This window comes from Piezobacter thermophilus, assembly GCF_055386745.1.
The window spans coordinates 1,581,944-1,608,841 of sequence record NZ_AP042380.1; the positions used below are offsets into that span (position 1 = coordinate 1,581,944).

At 66.9% G+C, this 26,898-nt stretch carries 24 protein-coding genes; 10 read left to right on the forward strand and 14 right to left on the reverse strand.

Translation table 11 applies throughout. The annotated features are described in order from the left end of the window. Window positions 1-94: 94 nt before the first annotated feature. From ACZ5CM_RS07710 to bhcR, 13 genes are all read right to left on the reverse strand, one after another. Window positions 95-565, reverse strand: coding sequence for a hypothetical protein (locus ACZ5CM_RS07710; RefSeq protein ID WP_464642352.1), 471 nt, complete (start codon window positions 563-565; stop codon window positions 95-97). After that, on the reverse strand, window positions 562-1,281 hold the full coding sequence (locus ACZ5CM_RS07715) for a hypothetical protein (protein ID WP_464642354.1): 720 nt from the start codon (window positions 1,279-1,281) through the stop codon (window positions 562-564). Before ACZ5CM_RS07715 ends, ACZ5CM_RS07710 begins: the two co-directional genes overlap by 4 nt. Then, the gene (locus ACZ5CM_RS07720; protein WP_464642356.1) at window positions 1,274-2,146 is read right to left on the reverse strand and encodes a P-loop NTPase; all 873 of its coding nucleotides are present in this window, start codon (window positions 2,144-2,146) and stop codon (window positions 1,274-1,276) included. Before ACZ5CM_RS07720 ends, ACZ5CM_RS07715 begins: the two co-directional genes overlap by 8 nt. Next, the gene (locus tag ACZ5CM_RS07725; RefSeq protein ID WP_464642358.1) at window positions 2,131-3,240 is read right to left on the reverse strand and encodes a P-loop NTPase; all 1,110 of its coding nucleotides are present in this window, start codon (window positions 3,238-3,240) and stop codon (window positions 2,131-2,133) included. The genes ACZ5CM_RS07720 and ACZ5CM_RS07725 overlap by 16 nt, the downstream gene beginning before the upstream one ends. Then, on the reverse strand, window positions 3,237-3,515 hold the full coding sequence (locus tag ACZ5CM_RS07730) for a hypothetical protein (RefSeq protein WP_464642360.1): 279 nt from the start codon (window positions 3,513-3,515) through the stop codon (window positions 3,237-3,239). Before ACZ5CM_RS07730 ends, ACZ5CM_RS07725 begins: the two co-directional genes overlap by 4 nt. Beyond that, a complete protein-coding gene (locus ACZ5CM_RS07735) occupies window positions 3,508-4,677 on the reverse strand; it encodes a 4Fe-4S binding protein (protein WP_464642361.1) in 1,170 nt (389 codons plus the stop codon). Before ACZ5CM_RS07735 ends, ACZ5CM_RS07730 begins: the two co-directional genes overlap by 8 nt. After that, window positions 4,674-5,114, reverse strand: coding sequence for a hypothetical protein (locus tag ACZ5CM_RS07740; protein WP_464642363.1), 441 nt, complete (start codon window positions 5,112-5,114; stop codon window positions 4,674-4,676). Before ACZ5CM_RS07740 ends, ACZ5CM_RS07735 begins: the two co-directional genes overlap by 4 nt. Before the next feature lie 6 nt (window positions 5,115-5,120). Beyond that, complete coding sequence (locus ACZ5CM_RS07745) at window positions 5,121-6,281, reverse strand: glycosyltransferase family 4 protein (protein WP_464642365.1); 1,161 nt, start codon at window positions 6,279-6,281, stop codon at window positions 5,121-5,123. Between the two features lie 11 nt (window positions 6,282-6,292). Next, window positions 6,293-7,039, reverse strand: coding sequence for a TorD/DmsD family molecular chaperone (locus ACZ5CM_RS07750; RefSeq protein ID WP_464642367.1), 747 nt, complete (start codon window positions 7,037-7,039; stop codon window positions 6,293-6,295). A gap of 64 nt (window positions 7,040-7,103) precedes the next feature. Then, window positions 7,104-9,767 (reverse strand): molybdopterin-dependent oxidoreductase, encoded by a 2,664-nt coding sequence (locus tag ACZ5CM_RS07755; protein ID WP_464642369.1) that lies wholly within the window; start codon window positions 9,765-9,767, stop codon window positions 7,104-7,106. 36 nt (window positions 9,768-9,803) lie between these two features. Beyond that, a complete protein-coding gene (nrfD, locus tag ACZ5CM_RS07760; protein WP_464642370.1) occupies window positions 9,804-10,679 on the reverse strand; it encodes an NrfD/PsrC family molybdoenzyme membrane anchor subunit in 876 nt (291 codons plus the stop codon). A 33-nt stretch (window positions 10,680-10,712) separates the two neighbouring features. Next, window positions 10,713-11,438: a 4Fe-4S dicluster domain-containing protein gene (locus ACZ5CM_RS07765; protein ID WP_464642372.1), complete on the reverse strand. Its 726-nt coding sequence runs from the start codon at window positions 11,436-11,438 to the stop codon at window positions 10,713-10,715. A gap of 643 nt (window positions 11,439-12,081) precedes the next feature. Further along, window positions 12,082-12,912: an HTH-type transcriptional regulator BhcR gene (gene bhcR, locus ACZ5CM_RS07770; protein ID WP_464642374.1), complete on the reverse strand. Its 831-nt coding sequence runs from the start codon at window positions 12,910-12,912 to the stop codon at window positions 12,082-12,084. A 184-nt stretch (window positions 12,913-13,096) separates the two neighbouring features. On the opposite strand from bhcR, the gene bhcA reads away from it, so the two are divergent. The 10 genes from bhcA (at window position 13,097) to ACZ5CM_RS07820 (ending at window position 23,419) form a co-directional block, all read left to right on the forward strand. Then, window positions 13,097-14,263, forward strand: a complete 1,167-nt coding sequence (gene bhcA, locus ACZ5CM_RS07775; protein ID WP_464642376.1) for an L-aspartate--glyoxylate aminotransferase BhcA — start codon at window positions 13,097-13,099, stop codon at window positions 14,261-14,263. Beyond that, window positions 14,263-15,228, forward strand: a complete 966-nt coding sequence (gene bhcB / locus ACZ5CM_RS07780) for a beta-hydroxyaspartate dehydratase BhcB (RefSeq protein WP_464642533.1) — start codon at window positions 14,263-14,265, stop codon at window positions 15,226-15,228. Before bhcA ends, bhcB begins: the two co-directional genes overlap by 1 nt. A gap of 12 nt (window positions 15,229-15,240) precedes the next feature. Further along, complete coding sequence (bhcC, locus tag ACZ5CM_RS07785) at window positions 15,241-16,404, forward strand: 3-hydroxy-D-aspartate aldolase BhcC (RefSeq protein ID WP_464642378.1); 1,164 nt, start codon at window positions 15,241-15,243, stop codon at window positions 16,402-16,404. 2 nt (window positions 16,405-16,406) lie between these two features. Beyond that, the gene (bhcD, locus tag ACZ5CM_RS07790; RefSeq protein WP_464642380.1) at window positions 16,407-17,372 is read left to right on the forward strand and encodes an iminosuccinate reductase BhcD; all 966 of its coding nucleotides are present in this window, start codon (window positions 16,407-16,409) and stop codon (window positions 17,370-17,372) included. A gap of 307 nt (window positions 17,373-17,679) precedes the next feature. Further along, window positions 17,680-18,777: a TRAP transporter substrate-binding protein gene (locus tag ACZ5CM_RS07795; protein WP_464642382.1), complete on the forward strand. Its 1,098-nt coding sequence runs from the start codon at window positions 17,680-17,682 to the stop codon at window positions 18,775-18,777. An 85-nt stretch (window positions 18,778-18,862) separates the two neighbouring features. Next, complete coding sequence (locus ACZ5CM_RS07800) at window positions 18,863-19,456, forward strand: TRAP transporter small permease subunit (RefSeq protein WP_464642384.1); 594 nt, start codon at window positions 18,863-18,865, stop codon at window positions 19,454-19,456. A gap of 40 nt (window positions 19,457-19,496) precedes the next feature. Further along, window positions 19,497-20,858: a TRAP transporter large permease gene (locus tag ACZ5CM_RS07805; RefSeq protein ID WP_464642386.1), complete on the forward strand. Its 1,362-nt coding sequence runs from the start codon at window positions 19,497-19,499 to the stop codon at window positions 20,856-20,858. Further along, complete coding sequence (locus tag ACZ5CM_RS07810; RefSeq protein ID WP_464642535.1) at window positions 20,858-22,216, forward strand: amidase; 1,359 nt, start codon at window positions 20,858-20,860, stop codon at window positions 22,214-22,216. Before ACZ5CM_RS07805 ends, ACZ5CM_RS07810 begins: the two co-directional genes overlap by 1 nt. A gap of 12 nt (window positions 22,217-22,228) precedes the next feature. After that, on the forward strand, window positions 22,229-22,447 hold the full coding sequence (locus ACZ5CM_RS07815) for a hypothetical protein (RefSeq protein WP_464642388.1): 219 nt from the start codon (window positions 22,229-22,231) through the stop codon (window positions 22,445-22,447). 6 nt (window positions 22,448-22,453) lie between these two features. Next, window positions 22,454-23,419 carry a 2-hydroxyacid dehydrogenase gene (locus tag ACZ5CM_RS07820; protein WP_464642390.1) on the forward strand — a complete coding sequence of 322 codons (966 nt, stop codon included), beginning with the start codon at window positions 22,454-22,456 and terminating at the stop codon, window positions 23,417-23,419. 14 nt (window positions 23,420-23,433) lie between these two features. Here the strand turns inward: ACZ5CM_RS07820 and mfd are convergent, their stop codons facing one another. Continuing rightward, complete coding sequence (gene mfd / locus ACZ5CM_RS07825) at window positions 23,434-26,898, reverse strand: transcription-repair coupling factor (RefSeq protein WP_464642392.1); 3,465 nt, start codon at window positions 26,896-26,898, stop codon at window positions 23,434-23,436.

Sequence of the window (26,898 nt, forward strand, 5' to 3'; positions counted from 1 at the left end):
CGATTCCGCAAGGCTCGGAGCATCGCCGGAACCGGCACGCGCGGTTCACGATAGCACACGGGGCGAAGAGGAAAAATCTGCCCGTCGGAGTCATCTAATCGAACACCTGAGCGGGCGGGTTGCTTTCGCACAACCCGCGCGGAATGACGAACGGCACGTCGCCGGGCCGGATCCGGCGGCGCGGTTCGGCCGGGGCGGCAATGCCGGCGGCGATCCAGTCTTCGGCCCGCCCCCGCAACCGGAACAGCCTGCACCCGGCCCCGGCAAGGCGCTCTGCCGTGCGGGCGGCCTCGTCGCGGGCGGTGGTTTCATCCATCACCAGCACGGCCTCGCACCGCTCGGGCACCCGGTCGATTGCCGCCGGGCGCAGGGGTCGTTCGAACATCGCCGCACCGATGGCCACGTCCGAACGCAATTCGACGGTGAGGACGTTTTCAACGTGGTGAACCCGCGCATAGGTCTCGATCGTCATCACCGGCAGGTCGGGCAGCAGCTGGCCCGCGCCGGCAAGACCCGGCAACCCCCGGCCCAGGATCAGGACGAGAACCGCCAGCGGCCTCGTCATGCGCGCAGCTGCGCCCCGGGGTCGGCATGTTCGCCCGGCCCGGCAGAGGGCGAACCCTTCAGTACCTCGCGCAGAAGATCCACGCCCATCACCACCGCTTTCACGCCCGGCCTTGCGGCGACGGTCCGCACGTGCCCGGCAGTGCGGCCGCCCCCGGAGACCCAGAACCGCGCCTCGGGCAGGATCCGGTGGGCGCGGTCGATCAGATCGCAGCCATAGCCCCCACCCGCCTGTTCGGCGGTTTCATCGTGCAGCCAGATCTCGTCGAATCCCAGCCCGGCCGCGCGCCTGAGCCACTCGGCCAAGGGCACCGGCGCCCCGTCTTCCCGCACCTCCCAGGCGGCAAAGGTCGCGGGGTTGAGATGGTAGGTCCTGAAACCGCTGCCATCGTCCTGCGCGGGATCGAAGCGGTACTGCCGCGAAGCGCGGCGCACGCACACGCGTGGAACCACCCACAGACCATCGGCATCCTCGGCAATCTCGACCGCCTGCCGCAAGCCCTCTGCCACGCAGACATGCGCGCCGGGCGGCGCCGTCCCGCCGGCCCCGACGCGCCAGACGAAGGCGCCCGCCCGCTCGGGCGGGATGTCCTCGGGCAGACCACCTGCCCCGACCGCCACGATCACCGCATCGGCGCCGGCCACGGGTTCGGGCCGCGCCGCCTCCACATGGTATCCTGACCGCTTTTCCACCCTGTCCTCCATCGGTTCAGTCATCCTCCAGCAATGCCCGGATCGAATGTTTCTCGGCCGCGCGGCGACGCGTTCCTTCGTGTTCGCGTGTCACTGCCGCGACCACGGCGCCGGCCAGCGCGGCAAAGGCCCGCCCGACCGGGCCATCCGGCGCGGCCGCCACCATCGGAACGCCCGATGCGACGCAGCCCGCTGCCGCCGGGTCGGCCGGGATCGCGCCGAGATCGGCGACATGCCGGCGCCCCGCCACATTCGCCTGCGCCCCGGAATCGAAGAGAGGCAGCCTTTCTCCGCAGCAGGGGCAAATGAGCTCGGCCATGTTGGTCACCAGCCCGAAGACCGGAATGTCATGTTCATGGAACAGCGAAATCGCGCGGTCGGCATCGATGGTGGCCATGCGCTCGGGCGTCGTGACCACGATCGCACCGGCGACGGGGATCTGCTCCATGACGGTCAGCAGCACGTCGCCCGTGCCCGGCGGCAGATCGACGACCAGAAGATCAAGGTCGGGCCAGGCCACGTCGCGGAAAAGCTGCTCCACCGCCTGGGCAACAAGCGGCCCCTTCCACGCGATGGCCTGTTCGGGCGGAACCATGTCGGCGATCGAGATGACATGCAGCCCGTGCCTTCGGCATGGAACGGCAAGGCCGTCGGCCCCGGTTTCGGGGGCGGCACCGGTTCCCGTCAGGCGCGCCACCGAGGGACCGCTCAGGTCGAGATCGACAATGCCGACCCGCCTGCCCTCCGCCGCCAGCGCCGCGGCAAGATTGACCGCGACGGTCGATTTGCCGACCCCGCCCTTGCCGCTGGCGACCAGCACGATATCCCGCACGCCCGGCACCGGCCGGGGCGCGAGCGCCAGCTCATCCACGCTCAGTGAACATGCCATGTCCGGCCTCCTTCCCGTTCAGCCACCGAATCTGCTTCCGGGGCAAGTCTTTCCGCCACCTCGCCCGCCAGCTCGGCGATCCGGGCGGAAAAGGGGTGATCTGGATGGGACAGGACCACCGGCGTTCCGCTTTCCGATGCCACCAGCACGTCGCGCAGAAACGGTATCCGCGCGAGCAGCGCCAGCCCGGTTTCCGCCTCGAGCCGCACCCCGCCCCCGGCGCCGAAAAGCGCCGTCTCGGCTCCGCAGGAGTCGCAGACCACGGTGCTCATGTTCTCGACGATGCCGAGGCAGGGCACGGCGATATCGGCGAACATCTCCAGCCCGCGGCGCACGTCATCGGTCGAGATCTGCCCCGGCGCCGTCACCGCCAGGACCCCGGCGATCGGCACCGCCCGGGCCAGCGCAAGGTGCACGTCCGAGGTGCCCGGCGGCAGATCGACCACCAGCACGTCCAGCGCGCCCCAGTCCACGTCGGCGATCAGCTGCGGCAGACCTTCATCCACGAGGCTGCCGCGCCAGGCCAGCGCCTTGCCCTCGGGCATCATGAAGCCCAGCGACATGACCTTCAGCCCATGGGCCGTCACCGGGCTGATCCGGGTGCCATCCGCGGTGCTTTCCGCCCGTGCCGAAACCCCCAGCAGATGCGGCGCCGAGGGGCCGTAGACATCGGCATCGAGCAGCCCCACGCGCAACCGCCGCCCCGCCCTGCCCGCCGCCAGTGCCACCGCGAGGTTCACCGCGATCGTGGACTTGCCCACGCCGCCCTTGCCGCTGTGAACCGCCAGGACGGCGCCCGGCGCGCGCTCCAGCACCGGCTCGATCGGGCGCGGGCGCGGCTTGACGACGACGCGCTCGACCCCCGGCAGGCCGCCGACGACCTGGTGCAGAACCCGCGCCAGCGCGTCGCCCGCCTCGTCATCGACCCGCTCGGGATCGATGAGGATGCGCACCGCCCCGCCGGTCGCCGCCACCGCCGTGACATGCCCGGCCGAAAGCAGATCGGGGCCACTCTCGCCCACGGTGATCGCCGCCAGCGCGTTCAGCACGACCCTCTCCAGTTCTTCCGGTGTCCGCGGCTCCGATTCTCTCATCTCGCCTTCCCCTCCAGGTATTTCACGATCACGGCGGCCTCCTCCTCGGTGATGACCTCATCGGCGCCGTTGTGTTCGCGCATGGTGCGGACGATGCCTTCGATCTGGTGCCGTGCGAACCGGGACAGGTCCGGCAGATCGTGGCACCGCGTGCAGCGCCGGCGGAACAGCTCTTCCGGGATCCTCGGCGGGCGCACCCTCTGCCAGATCATCCATCCCCCTCCGGCAACAACGGCGGCCACCACGATCCCGGCCGCCAACCGCCTGTCAGCCACTCAGCATCTCCCGCCATTCATCGTCCATTTCGCATTCGTTGCGGCAGGGCGGACAGATCGCCTGTTCCATGCCGCTCTCCTCCCCGAAGACGTTGCCGCAGATCGAACAGATCCTGTCTCGGCGCACGAACAGCACCTGCCGTCCCGCCAGGGCCGCTTCGACGCCGCGCAGCGCATGGCCTGAAATCGCGCCGACGGGGCAGACCTTGAGGCACAGCGTGCAGTTGGTGCATGGCTCCGGATCGAAACTGACAAGGGTGCGCCCGGCGCCCGTCTCGCCCCGCAGGGCGCCGGTGGGGCACAGGTCGGCGCACACGAGGCAGCCGGTGCAGCTTTCGGCAATCACCCTGCCGGTCGCACCGACCGGCCCGCCTTCGCGGAACGGAAGCGCCCGGCGGCGAGAGGCCAGCACCTGCTGACAGGGCACGGGGCGGGCCCGCGCCTCCTGCAACGCATCGTCGGCGTCTTCGATCAGCGCATCGAAGCCGGGCAGCGCCCCGGCCCCGTCCCCAACCGCCGCCGGTTCCCCGTCGAGCAGGGAGGAAAACACCCCTTTCAGCAGGCGGCGGCGTTCGGCGGCACGGGCCGGAGCATCGCCCGCCCCGCCGTCGGGGCCGACGCCGTCCACGAGCACGACCTCAGGGCCGTTCTCGCCGAGCCATGTCTTCAGCCTGCGCCTTGCCGCGGCGAGATCGCGCCGCGCGCCGCCGCTGGGGCAGTCGGCGCAGCTTCCGGTTCCGGCAAGCTCGATTCGCCGGACGCCCTCGGCCAGCAATGCTGCGAGGATGCGCGCATCCAGCATCCGCAGGCAGGGAATCGAATACATGCCCTCGGCCGCGGCCGCCTGCACGCAGCCGATCCGCACCACCGGATCGCCGGCCAGGGCGGCGACGAAATCCCCCGGGTCGAAACCGTCGCGGACCAGCGCCCCGGCAGGACAGGCGGGAACGCAGGCCCCGCACCCCACGCAAAGCGCGGGATCGACGCTCACCTCGTCCAGCGTCAGCGAGATCGCCCGGGCCGGGCAGGCCCGCGGGCACAGGTCGCAGGCCTCCTGCCGCCCGCGCAGGTTGATGCAGTGCCCTTCGCTGACCGAAATCGCTGCGGCGCCGGTGCCGCCGGCAATGCCGCCACGCCCGATGCCGATCTGCCCGGCCATCATTGCACGACCCTCTCGCCATCATGGCCGCTGGCCGGCGGCGGTTCCTCGAGGCGCCGTTCGCTGTCCAGCTTCCTGCCCAGCCAGAGGGCCAGCGCGTGGGCGGTCACCACATTCGTTGCCAGCGGCACGTTGTTGAGATCGCAAGCGCGGATGAACTGCCCGATCCGGGGTTCGGCCGGATCGGTGCAATGCGGATCGTTCAGGAAGATGACCGCGGCGACCGAGTTGGTGCAGACCAGCCCGCAAAGCTGGATGTCCCCGCCTTTCGCAGCCGGGAACAGATGCGCCACCTCGAACCCGGTTTCGGCCTCCAGACAGGCGCCGGTCTCGGCCGTGGACAGCAACCGGTATTCCCCGAATATCCCGGCATGTTTTCGCAGCAGCATCGCCAGCCGCTTGTGCCGTGAACCATGAGCCATGACGATGACGGTGCGCATGACGGCTCACTCCCCTGCCATGACCGGAACCGCGCGCCCGGACGGATCGCCCGTCCGGGCCCGAGCCTTGGCCATCGTGTCGGCATAGATCCCGGTATGCCGCGCCGCCAGAGCCGCCATTTCCGAGGCGAAATCCGGGCCTTCGCGCAGCGCCCGCTTCATCGCCCGCAACCGCTCGGGCGCGCGGGCAAGCCCGGCCAGGGCCTCGGCGAAGGCGGTGAAATCGCCATGCCGGATCGTCATGCCGTGGCGGCCCTCATCGAAGCGGGTCGCCTCCACCCGGCCGGTCCTGAGAACCGGTCGGCGAAAGGCCGCGGCCAGATCAAGGATCGGGCTGCGGCACAGCTTGGCATAGGGCATGGTGATCAGATCCGCGGCGCCGAACAGGCTGGCGACCTCGCTTGGCTCCAGATAGCGGTCGATGACGCTGACCCGAACCTTCCGCCGGGCGGCCCTCAGGATGGCCGGAGCAATGCCGCGAACGACGCCGCTTCCGGCCAGCAGCAGGTGCAGGTTTTCCGGGCAGTCAGTTCGCGCCAGCGCGCGCAGCATCGGCTCGAGCCCCTTGCGGTGGCAGCCATGCCCGAAATGCAGCGCCCGGATCTCGCCCGGACGGCGCGCGGGGGCCTCGGGTGGCATCGTCGCCGGCGCCGAGGGATGGGCGATGATGTTGGGGCTTCCGGTGGCCATGGACATGCGGTCCGGATCGACGTCGAGCATCTCGCTGGCCGCCCAGCGCATGGCCTCGTCGCGCACGATCACGCGGTCGAACACGCGGTAGAGCCGGCGAAACAGCGGCATCGTCATCCACCTTCCCCGGTGCGGCAGCAGATTGTGCGGCGTGTAGAGAACTGCGGCCCCGCGCCGCCGTGCCCAGCGGACGTAAAGCGAGGCGCCGACCGGATCGGACAACCACTGAAAATGCACGATTTGCGGCCCGAACCGGCGCGTCTGGTTCAGCAGCTCGCGCCAACCCGCAAGCCCGGGCCGCAAGGTGGCGCGGCGCTCGAAGGGAACCGCCCAGTCGGACAGCTCGTCGCAGGGCGCGGTGACGAGACGGACCCGGTGCCCCGCCTCGTGCAGGCCCAGCGCCAGCGCGTGGCTGTAATGGCTCAGGAAACCGCGCCCGGACCCCTCGACGATCAGAATTGAGGCTGGACGATCCATGGCCATCCCTCCTACAGCCCCGAGGCCTTGCGGAATTCGGGATCGGCCCTGGGCCGTACCAGCGGCCTGCGGTTGGCCTTGACCAGCCGCCTGAGCGTCTTCTCGTCGCAGCACTGGCAGAGATCGGTCCAGATCACCTGCTCGGTCAGGTCGAGGATCGCCGCGTAGAACGGATGCTGCGCGCAACTGCGCGCCCGGCGCGCCCAGCCGATGGCCCAGGGGCCGACCTGAAAGCGCAGGAAACGGACGCGGCGGGCCTCCCACGCATCTGCCGCGGCCCCGTCGCCCTCGGCAAGCGCGCCGGCCTGCCGCTCCAGCAGGCGCGCGACGAAAGCAAGCATGACCGCCACGTGATCGGCAAACTCGCCGCTGTGAAGGGTGCGGAATTCGAACCCCGCCTCGCGATAGGCATTCGTGGCCAGATCGGCCTGAGGCTGGAACAGCCGGCCGGTCTCGAACACCGACCGGTACGGCAGGACTGCCCCGGGCGCGACGAAGAGGCCGGTAAATTCCTCGGCCAGCCGCTCGAGCACCTCGTCCTCGGGCCCGTCCATGACATCGGCCCCGAGATCGAGCTCCATTTCCTCCACGATGCCCCTCAGCGACCCGCGGAACAGGTGCAGAAGTTCGACGTCCGCCTCGGCCTCGAGGCAACGCCCGAGCAACGAATAGAGCCCCGTGCGCGCCCGCAGATCGGCGATGCCGGCGGGTGCGGTTTCGCCCGATCCGTCAGGGGTGACATGGGAATCGGCCTGCATGTTCTGTCTCCTCTGTCCTCGGGGAAGGCGTCCCGGCGAAGCAGCCCGCCGGGACGGAACCGTCTCAGTGGCCGGTCAGTTTCGGCTCGGGCAGGTTTTCCCAATCCACGTCCACCTCCGGGTGGTTGGCGCGGTGCAGGTCGCCGGTATAGGCATAGCGCAGCGTCTCGTCGTAATCCTTCATCGACTGTTCGACGCTGACGACGGTATCGCCGTACTTGTCGCCGGCCTGGGCCGGGGTGACCTTCACCACCGTGTCGAACCAGCCTTGCGAGCCGCCGATCGGATCGACCGAAAGCCGGATGATCGGGTTCGGATGAACGCCGCGGTCATCCCACCAGACATTGTCGGTGATGTCCGGGTCATTCCCGAGCGCCCAGTCGGCGGCCGGATCCCGATGGCTGAGCGTGGCCAGCCGGCCATAGGCCGCGTGCCCGCAGGCGGTCGAGATCGCCACCACCTCGGGATGGATGCCCTCGGTCAGATGGGCCCGCGTGACCATGTAGCCCAGCGGCGAGGTGATGCGCACCAGGTCGCCGTCGCCGATCCCCAGCTCGGCCGCCCGCTTCGGGTTCATCCAGGCCGGGTTCTTGTGGTACATCTCGGCCAGGTATTTCAGCGACGCGGTGCGGCTCTGGGTGTGGACGTTGACCTTGTAGGTGGTCAGCACCAACTCTCCCGGATCCTTGTCGCGCGACGGCAGGCGCTTGTACACCGGAAGCGGGTTGAAGCCGTATTTGCGCCACTCTTCCTTGTAGAGCTCGATCCGGCGCGAGGGCGTTCCGAAACCGACGTGGTTGCGCTCGTTGATCCGGACGCCGATCACCTCGCCATCCTTGACGATGGAGCCATCCTCCCGGATCTCGGCCCCCAGCATTTCCTCGGCCGGGATTTCCGTGGTGTAGAGGGCGTATTCCGGCTCGATCTCGTTGCCGTTCTCGTCAACAAGCTTCGCAGTGTTCCTGTCCACCTTGCCGTAGATCGGCCAGACGCCCTTCTTCTTGAGATATTCGTACCCGCCTTCTTCCTTGAGGCCGGGGATGTTGTCGAAGTGCTGCTTCATCCAGTCCTCGACCGAATCGAACTGGAAATACTGCCGGATGCCCAGCCCGCCGTCGGGATCGACCTTCTGGATGACGTCGATCAGCGTCTTGCGGAACTCCTGCGTGCCGCCCAGCGGTTCGATCACCGGCTGGCGGATGCTCAGGCAGGGATAGAGCCCGCTCGGCATCGATTCGGGATCGTGCCGTTCCAGATAGGTAACGTCCGGGATGATCAGGTCGGCCAGCTCGGTGGTTTCCGACATGAAGCAGCTGAACGAGACGAAGAACGGCACCAGGCTTTCGTCCTTCAGGAACGCCTCCCACACATGGCTGGAGGGATAGGTATAGGCGGGGTTGTCGTAATAGCTCATCCACACCGATACCTTGGCCTCGCCGCGCATCACCATGTAGGGCGCATGCGTCGAGACCGCGTGCGAGGCCAGCGGATAGAGCGGCGGCTTGGCGATCGCGCTCGGAGCCGGGGGCTTGGGCGGCACCGGATCGGGCTGCGGCCAGCCCATGCCGCGCGGCAGGCAGTAGCCGCCCTTCTTTTCGACATTGCCGGTAATCACGTTGAGCATGTGGATCGCCGCCTCCTGATAGGCGCCCCACAGGTGCTTGACCGGCCCCCGGTAGGAAAACGTCGTCGCCGGCTTGGTGGTGGCGAACTCGCGGGCGATGCGGCGGATGTCCCTGGCCGAGATCCCCGATTCCTTTTCGGCGAATTCCGGCGTGTAGGGTTCGAGATGCGCGATCAGCTGCTCGGCGGTGACATTCGTCCAGTCGCGCACGAAATCGGCGTCATAAAGGCCTTCGTTCATGATGACGTTGGCCATCGCCAGCACGATCGCCGCATCCGTACCCGGATAGGGCGCGTACCATTCGTGGCTGTAACCGGCCGAGTTCGACAGCCGCGGATCGAAGGTGACGATCTTGGCCCGGCTGCCGACCACCCCGTCCACCAGGCGCTGGGCGTTGGGGTTCATGAAATAAGCCGCCTCCAGGATGTTGGAGCCGAAATTGAGGATGTATTTCGTGTTCGCCCAGTCGCAGGATTCGATATCCGGCCCCCAGGACGGCTCAAGCCCCACCTTCTTGGAGGATTCGCAGATATTGGTGTGGTTCACCATCGCGTTGGAGCCCAGCGCGTGCATGAAGCGCTTGACCGCGCCGCCGGTCCGGTTGCGGCCCCATTTGAAGACGATCTCGTTGAGGATCTCGTGGTCTCCCTCGGCCTCGGCGCGCTCGACCACCTTGCGCAGCTTTTCGGCCAGCAGGCTGGTCGCCTCGTCGTAGGAAATGCGCTTCCACTTGCCTTCGCCGCGCTTTCCGGTCCGCAGCAGCGGGGTCATGATCCGGTCCGGGTCATAGACGTGCTGAAAACCGGAATTGCCCTTGGCGCACAGCTTGCCGCGCGTGTTGGGGTGGTCGAGATTGCCCTCCAGCTTGACGATGCGGCCGTTCTCGATCATGGCCACGCCGCCATCCTCGATGTTGCAGGCCAGGCAGGTATAGGGGACCGCCTTGCGCTTTTCTCCGGTGACCGCGGAATAGTCGGCGCCGCCAAGCTCCTGTTCCATCGCCGACAGGCGGCGGCTGGCCAGGACGGCTCCGGCCGCGGATGCGGACGCGCCCAGCCTCAGGAAACCGCGACGGTCCGTCTTGAACTTTTCTTGAATACCCATCTTGTCAGCTCCTCTCCGGACTGTGCCGGTCGCGTGTCAGTAGTAGAGTTGCGGCAGCTGGCCGGCGTAGATGATCACGCCGCGCAGCATGTAGGCGCCAAGCGCACCGAGGATCCCGGCCAGGGCGACGATCTGCGGGTTCCGCCCGATCGCGGCCTCGGGGGCGAAGATCGGAACGAGGACGATCGCCAGCGGAACCAGGACGCCCGCAACGATGCCGAGCCACCAGAACTGAACCGAAAATTCGCCGTTGATGGCTTCCCAGGCCTGCTGAAGTTCGGCCGTGCCGTAGACCATCGTCTGGACCAGCGCGAAGATCAGCAGCAGCGTGGCCCCCAGCGAAAAGGCGAGGATCGTGCGGATCACCCGCGTTGCATCGGGTTCGAGCCGGCCCAGCACCACCAGGATCACCGCCACCATGGCCGCCCCCGAGGTGAGCGAAAGCGCCACGAACAGCATCGGGATCGCCGGGGTGGCCCACAGGGCGCGCGCCTGGTTGGCGGACAGGTCCATGCCGGTATAGATCGGCATGGTCAGCGCCAGCAGCGAACCGACCACGGCGGCGGCGCGGCGAATGCCGGGCTTGTCATAGAAGCGCCCGTAGAGGAACGCCAGCACCGACAGCCCGAACAGGATCAGCAGCACGCTGCCCCAGCTGAGCGGCGAGGACGGCCGAAAGTATATGATCGGGTTGAGGAACCGCATCGGCTGCGTGAGGTCCGCGATCAGCAGCGGCCCGCTGATGGCCAGGATGACCAGCGTGACCAGCGCGCCCGGAACCTCCGCATCACGGAACGGCGCACCGGCGGCGCCGAAGGTTTCCGGCGCGGCGGCCAGGATGAAGGTCATCGCGGCCAGGCCGATCAGGAAGAAGTAGATGACGATTTCGATCCCCCACGGGGCAACGTTCATTGGCATGTATTCAAACATTTTTCCCTCCCCCCATCACAGGCTGGCGCTGAAGAAGCGGCTGCCGTTGTGGTGGCGATAGAACGCCTCGGCGTCGCGCCGCGCGGCGGCCGAAACCGGAGCGTGGTAGTCCTGTTCGACGCTCTTGCGGTCGGGCTTGATGTAGTAGACCTGCGGACGCGTGCCCTTTCCGGGCTTGAGCGTCACCGTCTTCTGCGTGGCAACGATTTTCGCCACCTCGCTGTCGGGGTCGTTGACGTCGCCGAAGATGCGCGACCGGCCGAGGCAGGTCTGAACGCAGGCGGGGACCAGCCCCTGGCTGACCCGGTGTTCGCAGAAGGTGCACTTGTCCACGACGTTGTTGATGCCGACGCGGGTCCGGCTTCTGGGCAGCATGAAACGCGCATTGTAGGGGCAGGCCGCGATGCAGGCACGGCAGCCGATGCAACGGTCATAGCGTTGCAGCACATAACCTTCGTCATGCTTGTAGGTGGCCGCGGTCGGGCAGTTCCTCACGCAGGGCGGATTATCGCAATGGTTGCACAGCCGGGGCATGAAGTTCCGGCGCGTGTTGGGATAGGTTCCGGTGTTCCTGACCCTGACCGTGGTTCGCCACACCCCCAGCGGCACGTCGAACTCCGCCTTGCAGGCGGCGACGCAGGCCATGCATCCGATGCACCGCCTGAGATCCACAACCATGGCCCAGCGCTTTCTGCCGGGAACGCCGAACGAAGGATCGGCCTGCAGGCCTATACTGGTCATCTGATACCCTCCCGCTGTCCGCAAAGACCTCTGGCGGGGTTTCCGACAACGGCATCCGCCATCGTCGCCCCACCGGAACTGTGACACGATCCGGGCCGCGGGCAAAATCGGAAGCGGCCGGGGCGGCCTCGCATTCCGAATTGTTAATGCCTGATTTTCAGTGGTTTTTCCGGCTCCACCGGCCCGTTCTTGCCTGTGGACAAGCGCGCGCAGCCGGCGTTACGAATTCGTAACGCGCAACGCCGGACCCCATCCCCTGCCGGTCCGGCGTCGGGAATTTTCATGGCGCGAGGGTCGCGGCCGATGTTTCGATTTCGTAACATCGGCCGGTTACGGCCTCGTAACACGCACCCGCCCAGCAGCGGGAAACCCCGGTTCCGACCCGGTCGCCAGAAGCTTCCCGGCACCACCAAACCGGGCAGATTTCAGGAAATACCTGCGACAATATAACGCACCTGGCGCGCCGGACTCGCACGTTGCGGCCGCCGGGAATCGCTTGAGTGGGAATCGGATCGACTCGGCCCGCGGGTGCGATTCTTCCGTCCCCCGCCCCCTTCCTGCGACCCTTCGAAAGCCGGGATTTCTACCTTCGATTGCATCCACATCGTACCGCGACCGGGAGCGGCAGATCGGGGTTGCCGGCTCAGACCGGGGTGCCGCCGAGGGCGCGGGTGGCTTCGCCGGCCAGGGCGCGGACCTGCTGGCCGATCTGGGCGATCCGGTCCTGGCCGAGGCGGAAGCTTGGCCCCGACACCGACAGCCCCGCCACAGGCTCGCCCCAGGCATTGAGCACCGCCGAAGCCACGCAGCGCATGCCCGGCGTGTTTTCCTCGTCATCTACCGCATAGCCCAGCTCGCGAATGCGGGTCAGCTCTTCGCGCATGGCCTGCGGGTCGGTGATGGTGCGGCTGCTCAGCCGCGGCAGGCCGCGCCGGGAAAGGATGCGGTCCAGCTTTTCCTCGGAGAACTGCGCCAGAAGCGCCTTGCCAATCCCCGAGGCATGCATGGGGCTGAGCGTGCCGGGGGCAAAGAACGCCCGGATCGTCTTGGGCGTTTCGGCCTGACTGACGAACATCACCTGGCCGTCGCGCTCGATCCCCAGATTGGCGGTCTCGCCGGTCAGCCGCATGAGCCGCTGCATGATCGGGCGGGCCACCTGCAGGATGTTGGTGCGGTTCAGGAACACGCTGCCGACGCGAAAGGCACCCGCGCCCACATACCAAAGCTGCTCTCCCTCATCGAATTCGACGATCTCGTGCGCCTGAAAGGTGGACAACACCCGGTAGGTGGTGGTCGGCGACTGCCCGGCGCGTTCGGACAGCTCGGTCAGCGACGCGCCATCATGCGTGGCCAGTTGCGAGAGAATGGTCAGCGCCCGGTCCAGCGACTGGATGGTCTTCGATTCGCCGCGGTCGTGAAAGGCGCGCGGGCGCCCGCGCTGGCGCTTGGCTCTTTCGCCGGAACTTGTGGGCATCGGGGGTCATTCCTTTCTGCAGCAGAGTTGAAGAAAAACTTTTTCGCCTGCAGAAAAACCATAACCTGATGAGTGCAAACAGAAAAATTCAATTTTGCGTGATGCGAAAAAGTTTTTCGAAAAAATTGAAAACACCCCTTACCCTCCGTAACCTTTGAGTCGACACTTCCAGACCGAGGCGCAGATGTCCGACCAGAACCCCGTTTTCATTCCGGGACCGACGAATATCCCCGACCGCATCCGCAAGGCGTGCGACCTTCCCACGCTGGATCACCGGTCGGCGCGATTTGCGGACATCCTGGCGCCGGCGCTGGATACGGTGCGGCAGGTGCTGAAGACCGAAGCCGGCAAGGTGGTGATCTTCCCGGCCACCGGAACCGGCGGCTGGGAGGCGGCGATTTCCAACACGCTCAGCCCCGGCGACCGGGTGCTTGCCGCCGATTTCGGCATGTTCAGCCGCAAGTGGATCGACATGTGCCGCCGCCACGGGCTGGAGGTCGAGGTGATTTCCCGCCCCTGGGGCGAGGGGCTTCCAGTGGACGAATTCGCCGCCGTGTTGCAGGCCGATACCGGCCACGCGATCAAGGCGGTTCTGGCCACCCACAACGAGACCGCCACCGGCGTGCGCAGCGACATTGCCGCCCTGCGCCGGGCGATGGATGCGGCCGGCCACCCGGCGCTGCTGATGGTGGACGGGGTCAGTTCCATCGGCTCGATGGATTTCCGCATGGACGAATGGGGGGTGGATCTGGCGCTGACCGGCTCGCAGAAGGGCTTCATGCTGCCTGCGGGGCTGGCCATCGTCGGCATCAGCCCGAAGGCGCTGGAGGCGATGGAAGGCGCCCGCCTGCCCCGCTTTTTCTTCGATTTCCGCGACATGCTCGCGGGCTACCCGACGGCGGGCTACCCCTATACCCCGCCGGTAGGGCTGCTCAACGGGCTGGCGCTGGCGGCGCGGATGCTGCTGGAGGAGGGGCTGGACAACGTCTTTGCCCGCCACCACCACATCGCCGAGGGCGTGCGCGCGGCGGTGCGCGCCTGGGGGCTGCCGATCTGTGCGGCCAGCCCGGATCTGTATTCGGACAGCGTGACCGCCATCGTCCTGCCCGAAGGCATCGACGGCAACAGGATGGTCGCCCATGCGGCGGACCGCTACGGCACCGCCTTCGGAGCGGGGCTGGGCGATGTTGCGGGGCGGGTGTTCCGCATCGGGCACCTGGGGATGATGAGCGAGGCAATGGCGCTGTGCGGCATCGCGGTGGCGGAAATGGCTATGGCCGATTTCGGCGTGGACGTGACCCCCGGTTCCGGCGTTGCCGCGGCGCAGGCCCATTACCGGGCCGGTGGATGATGGAGGACGCGATGAACATACCTTCCTTCGACGATGCTCTGGCCGCGCGCGCGCGCATCACCCCCCATATCCACCGCACGCCGGTTTTCACCAGCAGCTTCATGAACGAGCTGACCGGCGCGCAGCTGTTCTTCAAGTGCGAGAATTTCCAGAAGGCCGGCGCCTTCAAGGCGCGCGGGGCCTGCAACGCGGTGTTCGGCCTGCCCGAGGACAAGCTGGAAAAGGGCGTTGCCACCCACTCCTCCGGCAACCACGCGCTGTGCCTGTCCTACGCGGCCGGCCGGCGCGGCATACCCTGCTACGTGGTCATGCCGCGCACCGCGCCGCAGGCCAAGAAGGATGCCGTGCGCGGCTATGGCGGGATCATCACCGAATGCGAACCCTCCACCTCGTCGCGCGAAGAGGTCTTCGCCCGCGTCCAGGCCGAGACGGGGGCCGAATTCGTCCACCCCTACAACGATCCGCGGGTGATCGCCGGGCAGGCCACCTGCTCGATGGAGCTGATCGAGCAGGTCGAGGGGCTGGAGGCCGTGGTCGCCCCCATCGGCGGCGGCGGCATGGTGTCGGGCACCTGCCTGACGCTGTCCAACCTGGCGCCGGAGGTGAAGATCTATGCGGCCGAGCCCGAACAGGCCGACGATGCGGCGCGCAGCTTCCGCGCCGGGCACATCATCGCCGATGACGCGCCGCAGACGGTGGCCGACGGGCTCAAGGTGCCGCTGAAGGATCTGACCTGGCATTTCGTGCGCAATTTCGTGACCGACATCCACACCGCATCCGAGCAGGAGATCATCGACGCCATGCGCCTGATCTGGCAGCGCATGAAGATCGTGATGGAGCCCTCCTCGGCGGTGCCCCTGGCCACGATCCTGAAGAACCGGGACGTCTTCGCCGGCAAGCGCGTGGGCGTCATCATCACCGGCGGCAATGTCGATCTCGACAGGCTGCCCTGGCAGAAGGCGTGAGGGAGAAGAACCATGAATGCAGAGTCGAAACTTGACGGCTACGAGGTGGGCTACGACATCCCCGCCCTGCCGGGGATGGACGAGGCCGACATCCAGACCCCCTGCCTGGTGCTCGATCTCGACGCGCTGGAGCGCAACATCCGCAAGATGGGCCGGCTGGCGGCCGAGATGGGCGTGCGCCTGCGGGTGCATGGCAAGATGCACAAGTCGGTGGACGTGGCGAAGCTGCAGCACGAGATCGGCGGCGCCTGCGGCATCTGCTGCCAGAAGGTCTCCGAGGCCGAGGTCTTCGCCCGCGGCGGCATCACCGACATCCTGGTGTCCAACCAGGTGACCGACCCGGCCAAGATCGACCGCCTGGCCCGCCTGCCGAAGCTGGGCGCGCGCACGCTGGTCTGCGTGGACGACGTGAACAACGTGGCCGACCTGTCGGCGGCGGCGCAGAAACATGGCACCGAGATCGAGTGCCTGGTCGAGATCGACTGCGGCGCCGGGCGCTGCGGGGTGACCACCACCCCCGAGGTGGTCGAGATCGCCCGCGCCATCGACGCGGCAGCAGGGCTGAAGTTCTCCGGCATCCAGGCCTATCAGGGCGCCATGCAGCACCTTGAAAACTACTACGACCGCAAGGAGAAGATCGACATCGCCGTGGCCATGGTACGCGATGCGGTCGAGGGGCTGCGCGCGGTGGGGCTGGAATGCGACATCGTCGGCGGCGGCGGCACCGGCAGCTACTATTTCGAGGGCACCTCGGGCGTCTACAACGAGCTGCAGTGCGGCTCCTACGCCTTCATGGATGCCGACTATGGCCGCATCCTCGACAAGGACGGCAAGCGCATCGACGAAACCGAGTTCGAGAACGCGCTGTTCCTGCTCACCCAGGTGATGAGCCACGCCAAGCCCGACAAGGCGGTCGTGGATGCCGGGCTCAAGGCGCAGTCGGTGGACAGCGGCCTGCCGGTGGTCTTCGGGCGCGATGACGTGGAATACGTGAAATGCTCGGACGAGCACGGGGTGATCATGGACCCCAAAGGCGTTCTCAAGGTCAACGAGAAGCTGCGCCTGGTGCCCGGCCACTGCGACCCCACCTGCAACGTGCATGACTGGTATGTGGGCGTGCGGAACGGCAAGGTCGAGGTGGTCTGGCCGGTCTCGGCCCGCGGCAAGGCGTTCTGACCATGATCATCGTTCCCGAATCCACCGTGCCCGAGCTGATCGACCGCAAGGCGGCCTTCGACGCGGTAGAGGCCGTGTTCGCGGCCATGGCCCGCGGCGACGCCTGCAACTTCCCGGTCATCCGCGAGGACATCGGCCATGCCGACGCCATCTACGGCTTCAAGTCCGGCTTCGACCGGGCCGGGCTGGTGCTGGGGCTGAAGTCGGGCGGCTACTGGCCCGGCAACGAGGCCCGCGGCCTGACCAATCACCAGTCCACCGTGTTCCTGTTCGACCCCGACACCGGGCGGCTGCACGCGGTGGTGGGGGGCAACTACCTCACCGCGCTGCGCACCGCCGCGGCCAGCGCCGTGTCGATCCGCCATCTTGCCCGGCCCGACGCGAAGGTGCTGGGGATGATCGGGGCCGGTCACCAGTCGGCCTTCCAGATGCGGGCCGCGGCCGAGCAGCGCGATTTCGAACGCGTCATCGGCTGGAACTACCACCCCGAGATGCTCTCGCGCCTGGCCGACACGGCGGCCGAGATCGGCCTGCCCTTCGAGGCGGTGGAACCGGACGAGCTGGGCGCGCGGGCGGACGTGATCATCACCATCACCTCCAGCTTCGCGCCCACCCTTATGGCCGACATGGTCCGCCCCGGCACCCACATCGCCTGCATGGGCACCGATACCGTGGGCAAGCAGGAGGTCGATGCCGCCCTCGTCGCCCGCGCCAGCGTGTTCACCGACGAGGTGGCCCAGGCCGTCAGCATCGGCGAATGCCAGCACGCGGTGGGACAGGGGCTCAAGCGCGAGGACGACATCCGCCCCATCGGAGACGTCATCAACGGCACCCATCCGGGCCGCAGATCCGCCGACGAGATCACGCTTTTCGACGGCACGGGCGTGGCGCTTCAGGATCTGGCCGTGGCCAGCCGGGTGGTGGCGCTGGCCGAGAAAACCGGCCGGGCGGTGATACAGGAATTCTGAGAAGGAAACGCAGAACGGAGGAACGAAATCACTGCGAGAGACCACCACCCTGGGTCGGGCAACGCCACCGAACACGGGCCAGAGCCCGGCCGGACCGGGGAAGCATTCGCCAAAATCTTGACAGGTCTGGACCGTCTTGATGAAGTGAATGCAAGAGTGACCGGGAGGGGAACTCGGGGGGGACGTCTCGCGATCAGGACATGCGGCACCGCGTGCAGCAGGCACGGTGCCGACTGGTTTTCACCCGCAAATGGTTTGCGCGTGAATCTGACGTCGGCAATGCGCCGACATTTTGGGAGGAGACAAGATGAACAAGATGCTCAATCGCAGGAAATTCCTGAAGGGCAGCGCCATCGCGGCCGGTGCCAGCGCCCTTGCGGCCCCGGCACTCGCCCAGTCCAAGCCGATCGTGCTCAAGATGCAGGCGGCCTGGGGTGGCGGCATTTTCCTTGAAAATGCGCAGTCCTACGTCAAGCGCGTGAACGACATGGCCGGCGGGGCGCTCAAGATCGAGCTGCTGCCGGTCGGCGCGGTCGTGAAGACCAGCCAGATGCAGGACGCGGTGCATCGCGGCGTGCTGGACGCGGCTCATTACGTACCCGCCTACTGGTATTCCAAGTCCAAGACCGCCTCGCTCTTTGGCACCGGCCCCTGCTTCGGCTGGTCGAGCCAGGAGGTGCTTGGCTGGGTCCATTACGGCGGCGGCATGGAGCTGTTCAACGAGCTGATGGACAAGCTGGGCCTGAACGTGGTGTCCTTCTTCAACTCTCCGATGCCGGCGCAGCCGCTGGGCTGGTTCAAGGAAGAGATCAAGGACGTCAGCCAGATGAACGGCATGAAGTACCGCACCGTGGGCCTTGCGGCCGACGTGATGCTGGAGATGGGCCTGTCGGTGGTGCAGCTGCCCGGCGGCGAGATCCAGCCGGCGATGAAGTCGGGCCTGATCGACGCGGCCGAGTTCAACAACCCCACCTCGGACCGCGACTTCGGCATGCAGGACGTGGCCAAGCACTACATGCTGGCCTCGTTCCACCAGTCCCAGGAGTTCTTCGAGATCACCTTCAACAAGAAGAAGTTCAACAAGCTTCCTGCGGAACTGCAGTCGATCATCCGCTATGCCTCGGAGGCCGAGAATTCCAACTTCTACTGGAACAACACCAAGCGCTATGCCGAGGATCTCGTCCGTCTCCAGGAGGAAAGCGGCGTCAAGGTGCACCGCACGCCGGACAGCGTGATGGCGGCCCAGCTGAAGGCCTGGGACAAGGTAGTCGAGCGGATCGCCAACGAAGATCCGTTCTTCGCCAAGGTGATCGAAAGCCAGAAGGCCTATGCCAAGGAAGTCATGGGCTATCTGAACCTCAACCAGCCCGACTACAAGCTGGCCTACAAGCACTACTTCGGCTGACGCCGGGCCAATTGCAGGCGCAATGACACTTCCGGGGGCCGGAGCCGGCCCCCGGTTTCTGACAAGGTTTCAGCGGGGAACGGCCGTGAACAGGTTCATCTACACGATCGAGGGGCTGAGCATCTGGGTGGGGCGGGCATTCGGCTGGACCATCCTGATCCTGACGCTTTCGGTATCCTACGAGGTTTTCGTGCGCTACGTGCTGAATGCGCCCACGGTCTGGGCCTTCGACATGATGGTGCAGATGTATGGCGCGCTGTTCCTGATGGCGGGGCCATACGCTCTGGCACAGGACAGCCATGTGCGCGGCGACGTGCTCTATCGCCTGTTTTCGGTGAAATGGCAGGCGCGGCTGGATTTCTTCCTGTACCTGATCTTCTTCTTCCCCGGCATGCTGGCGCTGTTCTGGTTCGGCTGGGAAATCGCCGCCGACAGCTGGCGCTACAAGGAGGTCAGCTGGAACAGCCCCGCGCGCATTCAGGTCTACTACTTCAAGACCCTGATCCCGGTCGCCGGCGGATTGCTGATCCTGCAGGGACTGGCGGAACTGGCGCGCTGCTGGATCGCCATGCGCACCGGCAAGTGGCCGGACCGGCTGGATGACGTGAAGGAGACCGAAGACATCCTCATGGACATCCAGGAACACGAACTCGAAGCGAAGAAACATTCGCAGCACTGATCCCGATACGGGTCAAGAAATACGGGACAGCGAGACTGACATGACAGATCCCCAAGTTGCCATTCTGATGCTCACCTTGTTCATCGGGCTCGTGTTGCTGGGCTTTCCGATCGCCTTCACCCTGCTGGCGATGGGCGTGGGCTTCGGCTACTACGCCTACTGGCACTCACCCGAGACCTTCGCCGAGATCTTCGACAACCAGATCTTCTATCTGCTGAACCAGAACACCTATTCGGTGATGGAGAACGACACCCTGGTCGCCATCCCGCTGTTTTTGTTCATGGGCTACGTGGTGGAACGGGCCAACATCGTGAACCGGCTGTTCTATTCGCTGCAGATGGCGGCGCGCAACCTGCCCGGTTCGATGGCGATCGCGGCGCTGATCACCTGCGCGGTGTTCTCGACCGCCTCCGGCATCGTCGGCGCGGTGGTGACGCTGATGGGCCTGCTGGCGTTTCCGGCCATGGCCAATGCCGGCTACAACAAGAAATTCGCTTCGGGCGTGATCTGTGCGGGCGGCACGCTGGGCATCCTGATCCCGCCCTCGATCATGCTGATCGTCTATGCGGCGATTGCCGAGCTGTCGCCGCTGCGCCTCTACGCCGCGGCCATGTTCCCGGGGCTGATGCTGGCCGGGCTCTACATCGCCTATGTGATCATCCGGGTCTATTTCCAGCCCGGAATCGCGCCCAAGCCGCGCCAGGAGGACGTGCCTCCGCCGCGTCAGATCTATCTGGATCTGCTGATCTCCTTCGTGCCGCTGACGGTGCTGATCATGCTGGTGCTGGGTTCGATCCTGGGCGGGCTGGCCACCCCGGCGGAAGCGGCGGCCATGGGCGCGCTGGGCGGGCTGGTGCTGGCAGCGATGTATCGCTCGCTCACCTGGAAGAAGGTGAAGGAAAGCGTCTTCCTGACCGCCAAGGCCACGGCCATGGTGTGCTGGCTGTTCGTGGGTTCGTGGACCTTTGCCAGCGTGTTCTCCTATCTCGGCGGGCACGACGTCATCAAGGACTGGGTGCTGTCGATGGATCTCAAGCCCTGGCAGTTCCTGGTGATCGCGCAGCTGATCATCTTCTTCCTCGGCTGGCCGCTGGAATGGTCGGAAATCCTGGTGATCTTCGTGCCGATCTTTCTGCCGATGCTCGAAATCTTCGGCATCAACCCGTATTTCTTCGCCATGCTGATCGCACTGAACCTGCAGACCTCGTTCCTGACCCCGCCCATGGCCATGTCGGCCTATTACCTCAAGGGGGTGCTGAAGAAAGAGGTGGAGCTGATGGACATCTTCCGCGGCATCATGCCCTATCTCGGGATCGTGATCCTGTCGATGGTGATGCTCTACCAGTTCCCCGGCATCGCGCTGTGGCTGCCTGACTACCTGTTCGGGGAATATGTCCAGTGATGCATGATCGCAGGCCAACCCCTCCCGAAGAACTCGGCGCGCTGGAGGCGCTGGCGCTGATGCGCGAGGGGCTGCTTTCCTCGGAGGAACTGGTCTCTGCATGCCTCAAGCGGATCGAGGCGACCGACGGGACGATCCGCGCCTGGGCTCATCTCGACCCCGAGGGGGCGCTGAAACAGGCACGCGAGGCCGACGCGATCCGCAAGGCCGGCCGACCCATCGGCGCCCTGCACGGGCTTCCGGTGGGGCTCAAGGACATCATCGATACCCGCGACATGCCCACCGAATGCGGCACGGAGATCTTCGCCGGGCGCAGGCCGCCGGCGGATGCGGCGGTGGTCGATCGGCTGCGCGAGGGGGGGGCGGTGATCATGGGCAAGACCGTGACCACCGAGCTGGCCTTCATGGCCCCGGCCGGGACCCGCAACCCGCATGATCCCTCGCGCACACCGGGGGGGTCGTCCTCGGGCTCGGCCGCGGCGGTGGCGGCCAGCCACGTGCCGCTGGCGGTGGGCACGCAGACCAACGGCTCGGTCATCCGCCCCGCCGCCTTCTGCGGCACCTTCGGTTTCAAGCCCACCCGCGGCGTGATCCCGCGCCGGGGCGTATGGGAAATGTCGGCCACGCTCGACCAGATCGGCGTGTTCGCGCGCAGCCTCGAAGACGCGGCGGCGCTGGCCGATGCGCTGGCCATCTACGATCCGTCCGATCCGGCCTCATACCCCCGCCCGCGGCCGAAAATGCTGGCGGGCTGCCGCGCCGAGGCTCCGGTAGAACCCGCCTTCGCCTTTCTCGAGATGCCCTGGCACGCGCGGCTGGACGAGGATGCCCGGGCGGGGCTCGAGGAAGTCGTCGAAGCGCTCGGCCATCAGGTGGACCGCCTGCCGCCGCACGAAAAGCTGACCGCGCTGGTGGGCGTGCACCGGACCATCCAGGACTACGAGATCCTGCACCGGCACGAAAAGTTCTTCGCCGAAAACCGCGACCGGCTTTCGCCGCAGCTGCGCGAGGCGCTGGAGCGGGCCCGGGAAATTCCTGCCGACGCCTATGAGGAGGCGCTGCAGGTAAAGGCCAGTGCCGAGGCCTTCTTTGGCGGCTTCTTCAAGGATTACGACGCGATCATCGCGCCCGCCGCCACCGGCGAGGCCCCGCCTTTCGAGGACGGCACCGGCGATCCGATCTTCTGCACGCTGTGGTCGCTGTGCGGCCTGCCGGCGGTGAACCTGCCGCTGCTGGTGGGAGAAAACGGCCTGCCGGTGGGGGTGCAGCTGATCGGCGGCGCCGAAGAGGACGACCGGCTGATGCGCACTGCCAACTGGCTGCTGACGTCGCTGCAACAGAGTGATATGAACGAATAAAGGAGTGGGCCCATGCTGGACAGAGCGAGCACCATCATCGTCGCGGCCATTGCCACCTTGGGACTGATCGGTTTCATCATCGGGCTGGCCGAAAGCATCACCTCGGGATTCGCCGGCTTCTGGGGCGGGCTGCCCTTCTGGGTCATCGCGATCTTCGTGCTGCTGATGGCGGTCTATGACTTCTGGGAGGATGCGGTGATGAAGAAGGATTCCCGGGGCAACGGGAAATAGGCCGCCATGACCGGAAAGCCCCGGCTCTGGATCACCCGCCGCCTGTCGGACGCGACGCTGGAGCGCGCCGCGCGCGACTATGACGCGACCATCAACTGGGAAGACCGCACCTGGTGCGCGGACGAGATCGTCGAGATGAGCCGCGATTTCGACGCCATCCTGCCCTGCCATTCGGAGATCTTCGACGCCGATGTGGCCGCTCGCCTGTCGGAGCGGGTGAAGATCATCGCCAACCACTCGGTGGGGGTCGATCACTGCGACCTCGCGGCGCTGAAGGCGCGCGGCATCGTGGTGACCAACACCCCCGACGTGCTGTCCGACGCCACCGCCGAGGTGGCGCTGCTCCTGATGCTGGGGGCAGCGCGCCGCGCCATCGAGGGCGACCGGCTGGTGCGCGAAGGCCGCTGGGACAGCTGGTCGCCGGCCTTCATGGTCGGCAAGCAGGTCTCGGGGGCGCGGCTGGGCATCATCGGCATGGGGCGCGTGGGACGGGCCATGGCCCGCAATGCCCGCGGCCTGAGCATGGAGATCCACTATCACAACCGCCGCCGGCTGCCGCCCGAACAGGAACAGGGCGCCATATGGCACGAAAACCTGGACACTCTGCTGCCGGTTTCGGACTTCCTTTCGCTGCACTGCCCGGCCACGCCGGAAACCGAGGGGCTGATGAACGCCGCGCGCATCGCGCAGCTGCCCGAGGGCGCGGTGCTGGTCAATACCGCGCGCGGGGCGCTGGTGGACGAGGACGCGCTGCTGGAAGCGATCCGCTCGGGTCACCTGGCGGCGGCGGGGCTGGACTGCTTCCGCACCGAACCAGGCGGCAATCCCGCCTTCGCAGCCCATGACAACATCTTCATGCTGCCCCATATCGGCAGCGCCACGCGCTGCACCCGCGATGCGATGGGGTTCCGGGCGCTGGACAATCTCGACGCCTTCTTCGCCGGGCGGGAGCCGAAGGACCGCGTCTGCTGAGGCCTTCACCTGCCTCAGGCCCGCGCCTTCTTCTGCCGCCTGCGTTCCTGCGCCACCTTCTCGGCCAGGTCCCGGGCGATGGCGAAGGCGCCCTTGATCCTGTCGCTGTCGCGGCGCCAGTCACGGCGCACCACAATCCTGTTGTCCTTGACCTTCGCCAGCCCGTCCTGCGCCTGGATGAACTCCACCAGCCCCGCGGGCGAGGCGAACTTGTCGTTGTGGAACTGTATGGTCGCCCCCTTGGGCCCGCCATCGAGCCGCGCGATGCCGGCCCGCTTGCACATGTCCTTGATGCGCACCACCAGCAGCAGGGTGTTCACCTCTTTCGGCAGCTTGCCGAAGCGGTCGATCAGCTCGGCGGCAAAGCCTTCCAGCTCGACCTTGGTATGCAGGGCGGAAAGCCGCCGGTAGAGGCCAAGGCGCACGTCCAGATCCGGAACGTAATCCTCCGGAATCAGCACCGGCACGCCAAGATTGATCTGCGGCGCCCACTGGTCGTCGGCATCCGAAAGCCCCTCCAGCTCGCCCGCCTTGATCTTCGCAATCGCCTCTTCCAGCATCGACTGGTAGAGTTCATACCCCACATCGCGCATCTGACCCGACTGTTCCTCGCCCAGAAGATTGCCGGCGCCGCGAATGTCCAGATCCTGACTGGCAAGGGTGAACCCCGCCCCCAGCATGTCGAGACTGCCCAGCACCCGCAGCCGCTTTTCCGCCGCCGGGGTCAGCGGCGTGCGCGGTTTCGTGGTCAGATAGGCATAGGCACGGGTCTTGGAGCGCCCGACCCGCCCCCGGATCTGGTAAAGCTGGGCCAGCCCGAACATGTCGGCGCGATGTACGATCATGGTGTTCGCGCGCGGTATGTCCAGCCCCGATTCGATGATCGTCGTGGCCAGCAGCACGTCATATCTGCCGTCGTAAAAGGCGTTCATGCGCGCATCCAGCTCTCCCGCCGGCATCTGGCCATGGGCGGTGATGAAACTGACCTCGGGCACCTGTTCACGCAGGAATTCCTCGATCTCGGGCAGGTCCGAGATGCGCGGCACCACGTAGAAACTCTGCCCGCCACGGTAATGTTCGCGCAAAAGCGCTTCGCGGACGGTCACCGCATCGAATTCGCTGACATAGGTGCGGATCGCCAGCCGGTCCACCGGCGGCGTGCCGATAATGCTGAGATCTCGCACCCCCGAAAGCGAAAGCTGCAAAGTCCGCGGGATCGGCGTGGCGGTCAGCGTCAGCACATGCACGTCCGAGCGCAACGCCTTCAGCCGCTCCTTGTGGGCGACGCCGAAATGCTGTTCCTCGTCCACCACCAGCAGGCCGAGATTGCGGAACCGGATCCCCCGGGCCAGAAGCGCATGGGTCCCGATCACGATATCCACCGTGCCGTCGGCCAGCCCCTTGCGCGTCTCGCGCGCCTGCGCGTCCGGGACGAAGCGCGACAACTGCCGGACGGTCATGGGGAATCCCCGGAACCGCTCGGAAAACGAGGCGAAATGCTGGCGCGCCAGCAGCGTGGTCGGCGCCACCACCGCCACCTGCACCCCGGCCATGGCGGCAACGAAGGCCGCGCGCATGGCCACCTCGGTCTTGCCGAACCCGACGTCGCCGCAGATCAGCCGGTCCATGGGCTGCCCCGAGGCCAGATCGTCCAGCACGTCCTCGATGGCACGCAGTTGATCGTCGGTCTCCTGCCAGGGAAAGCGCGCGCAGAAGGATTCCCATGCGTGGCGTTCGAGTTCAAGCACCGGTGCCTTGCGCAAGGCGCGTTCCGCTGCAACCCGGATCAGCCGGTCGGCCATCTCGCGGATGCGTTCCTTCAGCCGCGCCTTGCGCGCCTGCCACGCCCCGCCGCCCAGCCGGTCGAGCAGCCCCTCCTCGTGCCCGTATCGGGACAGCAGCTCGATATTTTCCACCGGCAGATAGAGTCGCGCGCCCTCGGCATATTCCAGATGCAGGCATTCATGGGCCGCACCGGCGGCGGAGACCACCTCCAGCCCCCGATAGCGGCCGATGCCGTGATCCACATGCACCACCAGGTCGCCGGGGGTCAGCGCCTGCGCCTCGGTCAGGAAGTTCTCGGCCCGCCGCCGCCGGCGGGGGCTGCGGATCAGCCGCTCGCCCAGAACGTCCTGCTCAGAGATCACCGTGAGGCCGGGCGCCTCGAACCCGTGCTCAAGCGGCCAGACCGCCAGATGCAGCCCGCCCCGGCCGATGGCCGAGGCGTCGCGGACGGGGACGGCCCCGGCCAGACCCTCATCCGCGATCAGGCCGGAAAGACGCTCGCGCGCGCCCTCGGAATAGGAGGCGATCACCACCGGGCCATGTTCAAGTCGCGCCTTCACATGATCTGCCAATGCGCTGAACAGGTTGATGTTTTCCTGCTGGCGCTCGGGCGCGAAATTGCGCCCGATACGCCCGCCTGCGTCGATCACGCCGGGCCCCGAGGCCTGCGGAAGCGGGTGGAACTGCAGCACCCGGCGCCCCTCCAGCGCCTGCGCCCATGCCGCATCGTCCAGATACAGCAGGCCGGGCGGCACCGGCTTGTAGACCGTATCCATGCGCGCCTTGTGCTGTATGGCCTCGCGGCGGGTTTCATACTGGTCGGTGATGCCTTCCCACCGCGCCAGCCGCGCCGGCGTCACCTGATCGTCCAGTGTCACCGTTGCATCGGGCAGGTAGTCGAACAGCGTCTCCAGCCGGTCGTGAAAGAAGGGCAGCCAGTGCTCGACACCCTGGTACTTGCGCCCGGCGCTGATCGCCTCGTACAGCGGGTCGTCGGTTCCCGCGGCGCCGAATTCGATGCGGTAGTTCTGGCGGAAACGGCGGATGGCGGCCTCGTCCAGGATCACCTCGCTGACCGGGGCCAGTTCCACCAGCTCCAGCCTTTCGGTGGTGCGCTGGGTGGCCGGGTCGAAGCGGCGCGCCCCGTCCAGCACGTCCCCGAACAGATCCAGCCGGACCGGGCCGCCGGTGCCGGGTGGGTAGATGTCGATGATGCCGCCGCGGATGGCGTAGTCGCCCGGTTCGGTCACGGTCGCGGCCTTGGCAAAACCCATCCGCGCGAGATAGGCGCGCAGGGCGCCTTCGTCGATGCGGCGGCCGACCCGGGCGGTGAAGGCGGCCTCGCGCAGGGTTTCGCGGGCGGGGATGCGCTGGGTGGCCGCGCTCAGGGTGGTGAGCAGCACGAAACGGTCGGGCATCCGGTGGACCAGCGCCGCCAGCGTCGCCATGCGGGCGGCCGAGATCTCGGGATTGGGCGACACCCGGTCATAGGGCAGGCAGTCCCAGCCGGGGAAGGTGAGCACCGGCATGTCGGGGGCGAAGAAGGCCAGCGCCGCGCGCATGGCCGCCATCCGCTTGTCGTCGCGTGCCACATGGCAGACCGGCCGGCCCGCCTGCGCGATCTCGTCAAGGATCAGCCGGGCGTCGAATCCTTCCGGCGCGCCGCCGACGGTAATCTGTCCGGTTGGGCTCAT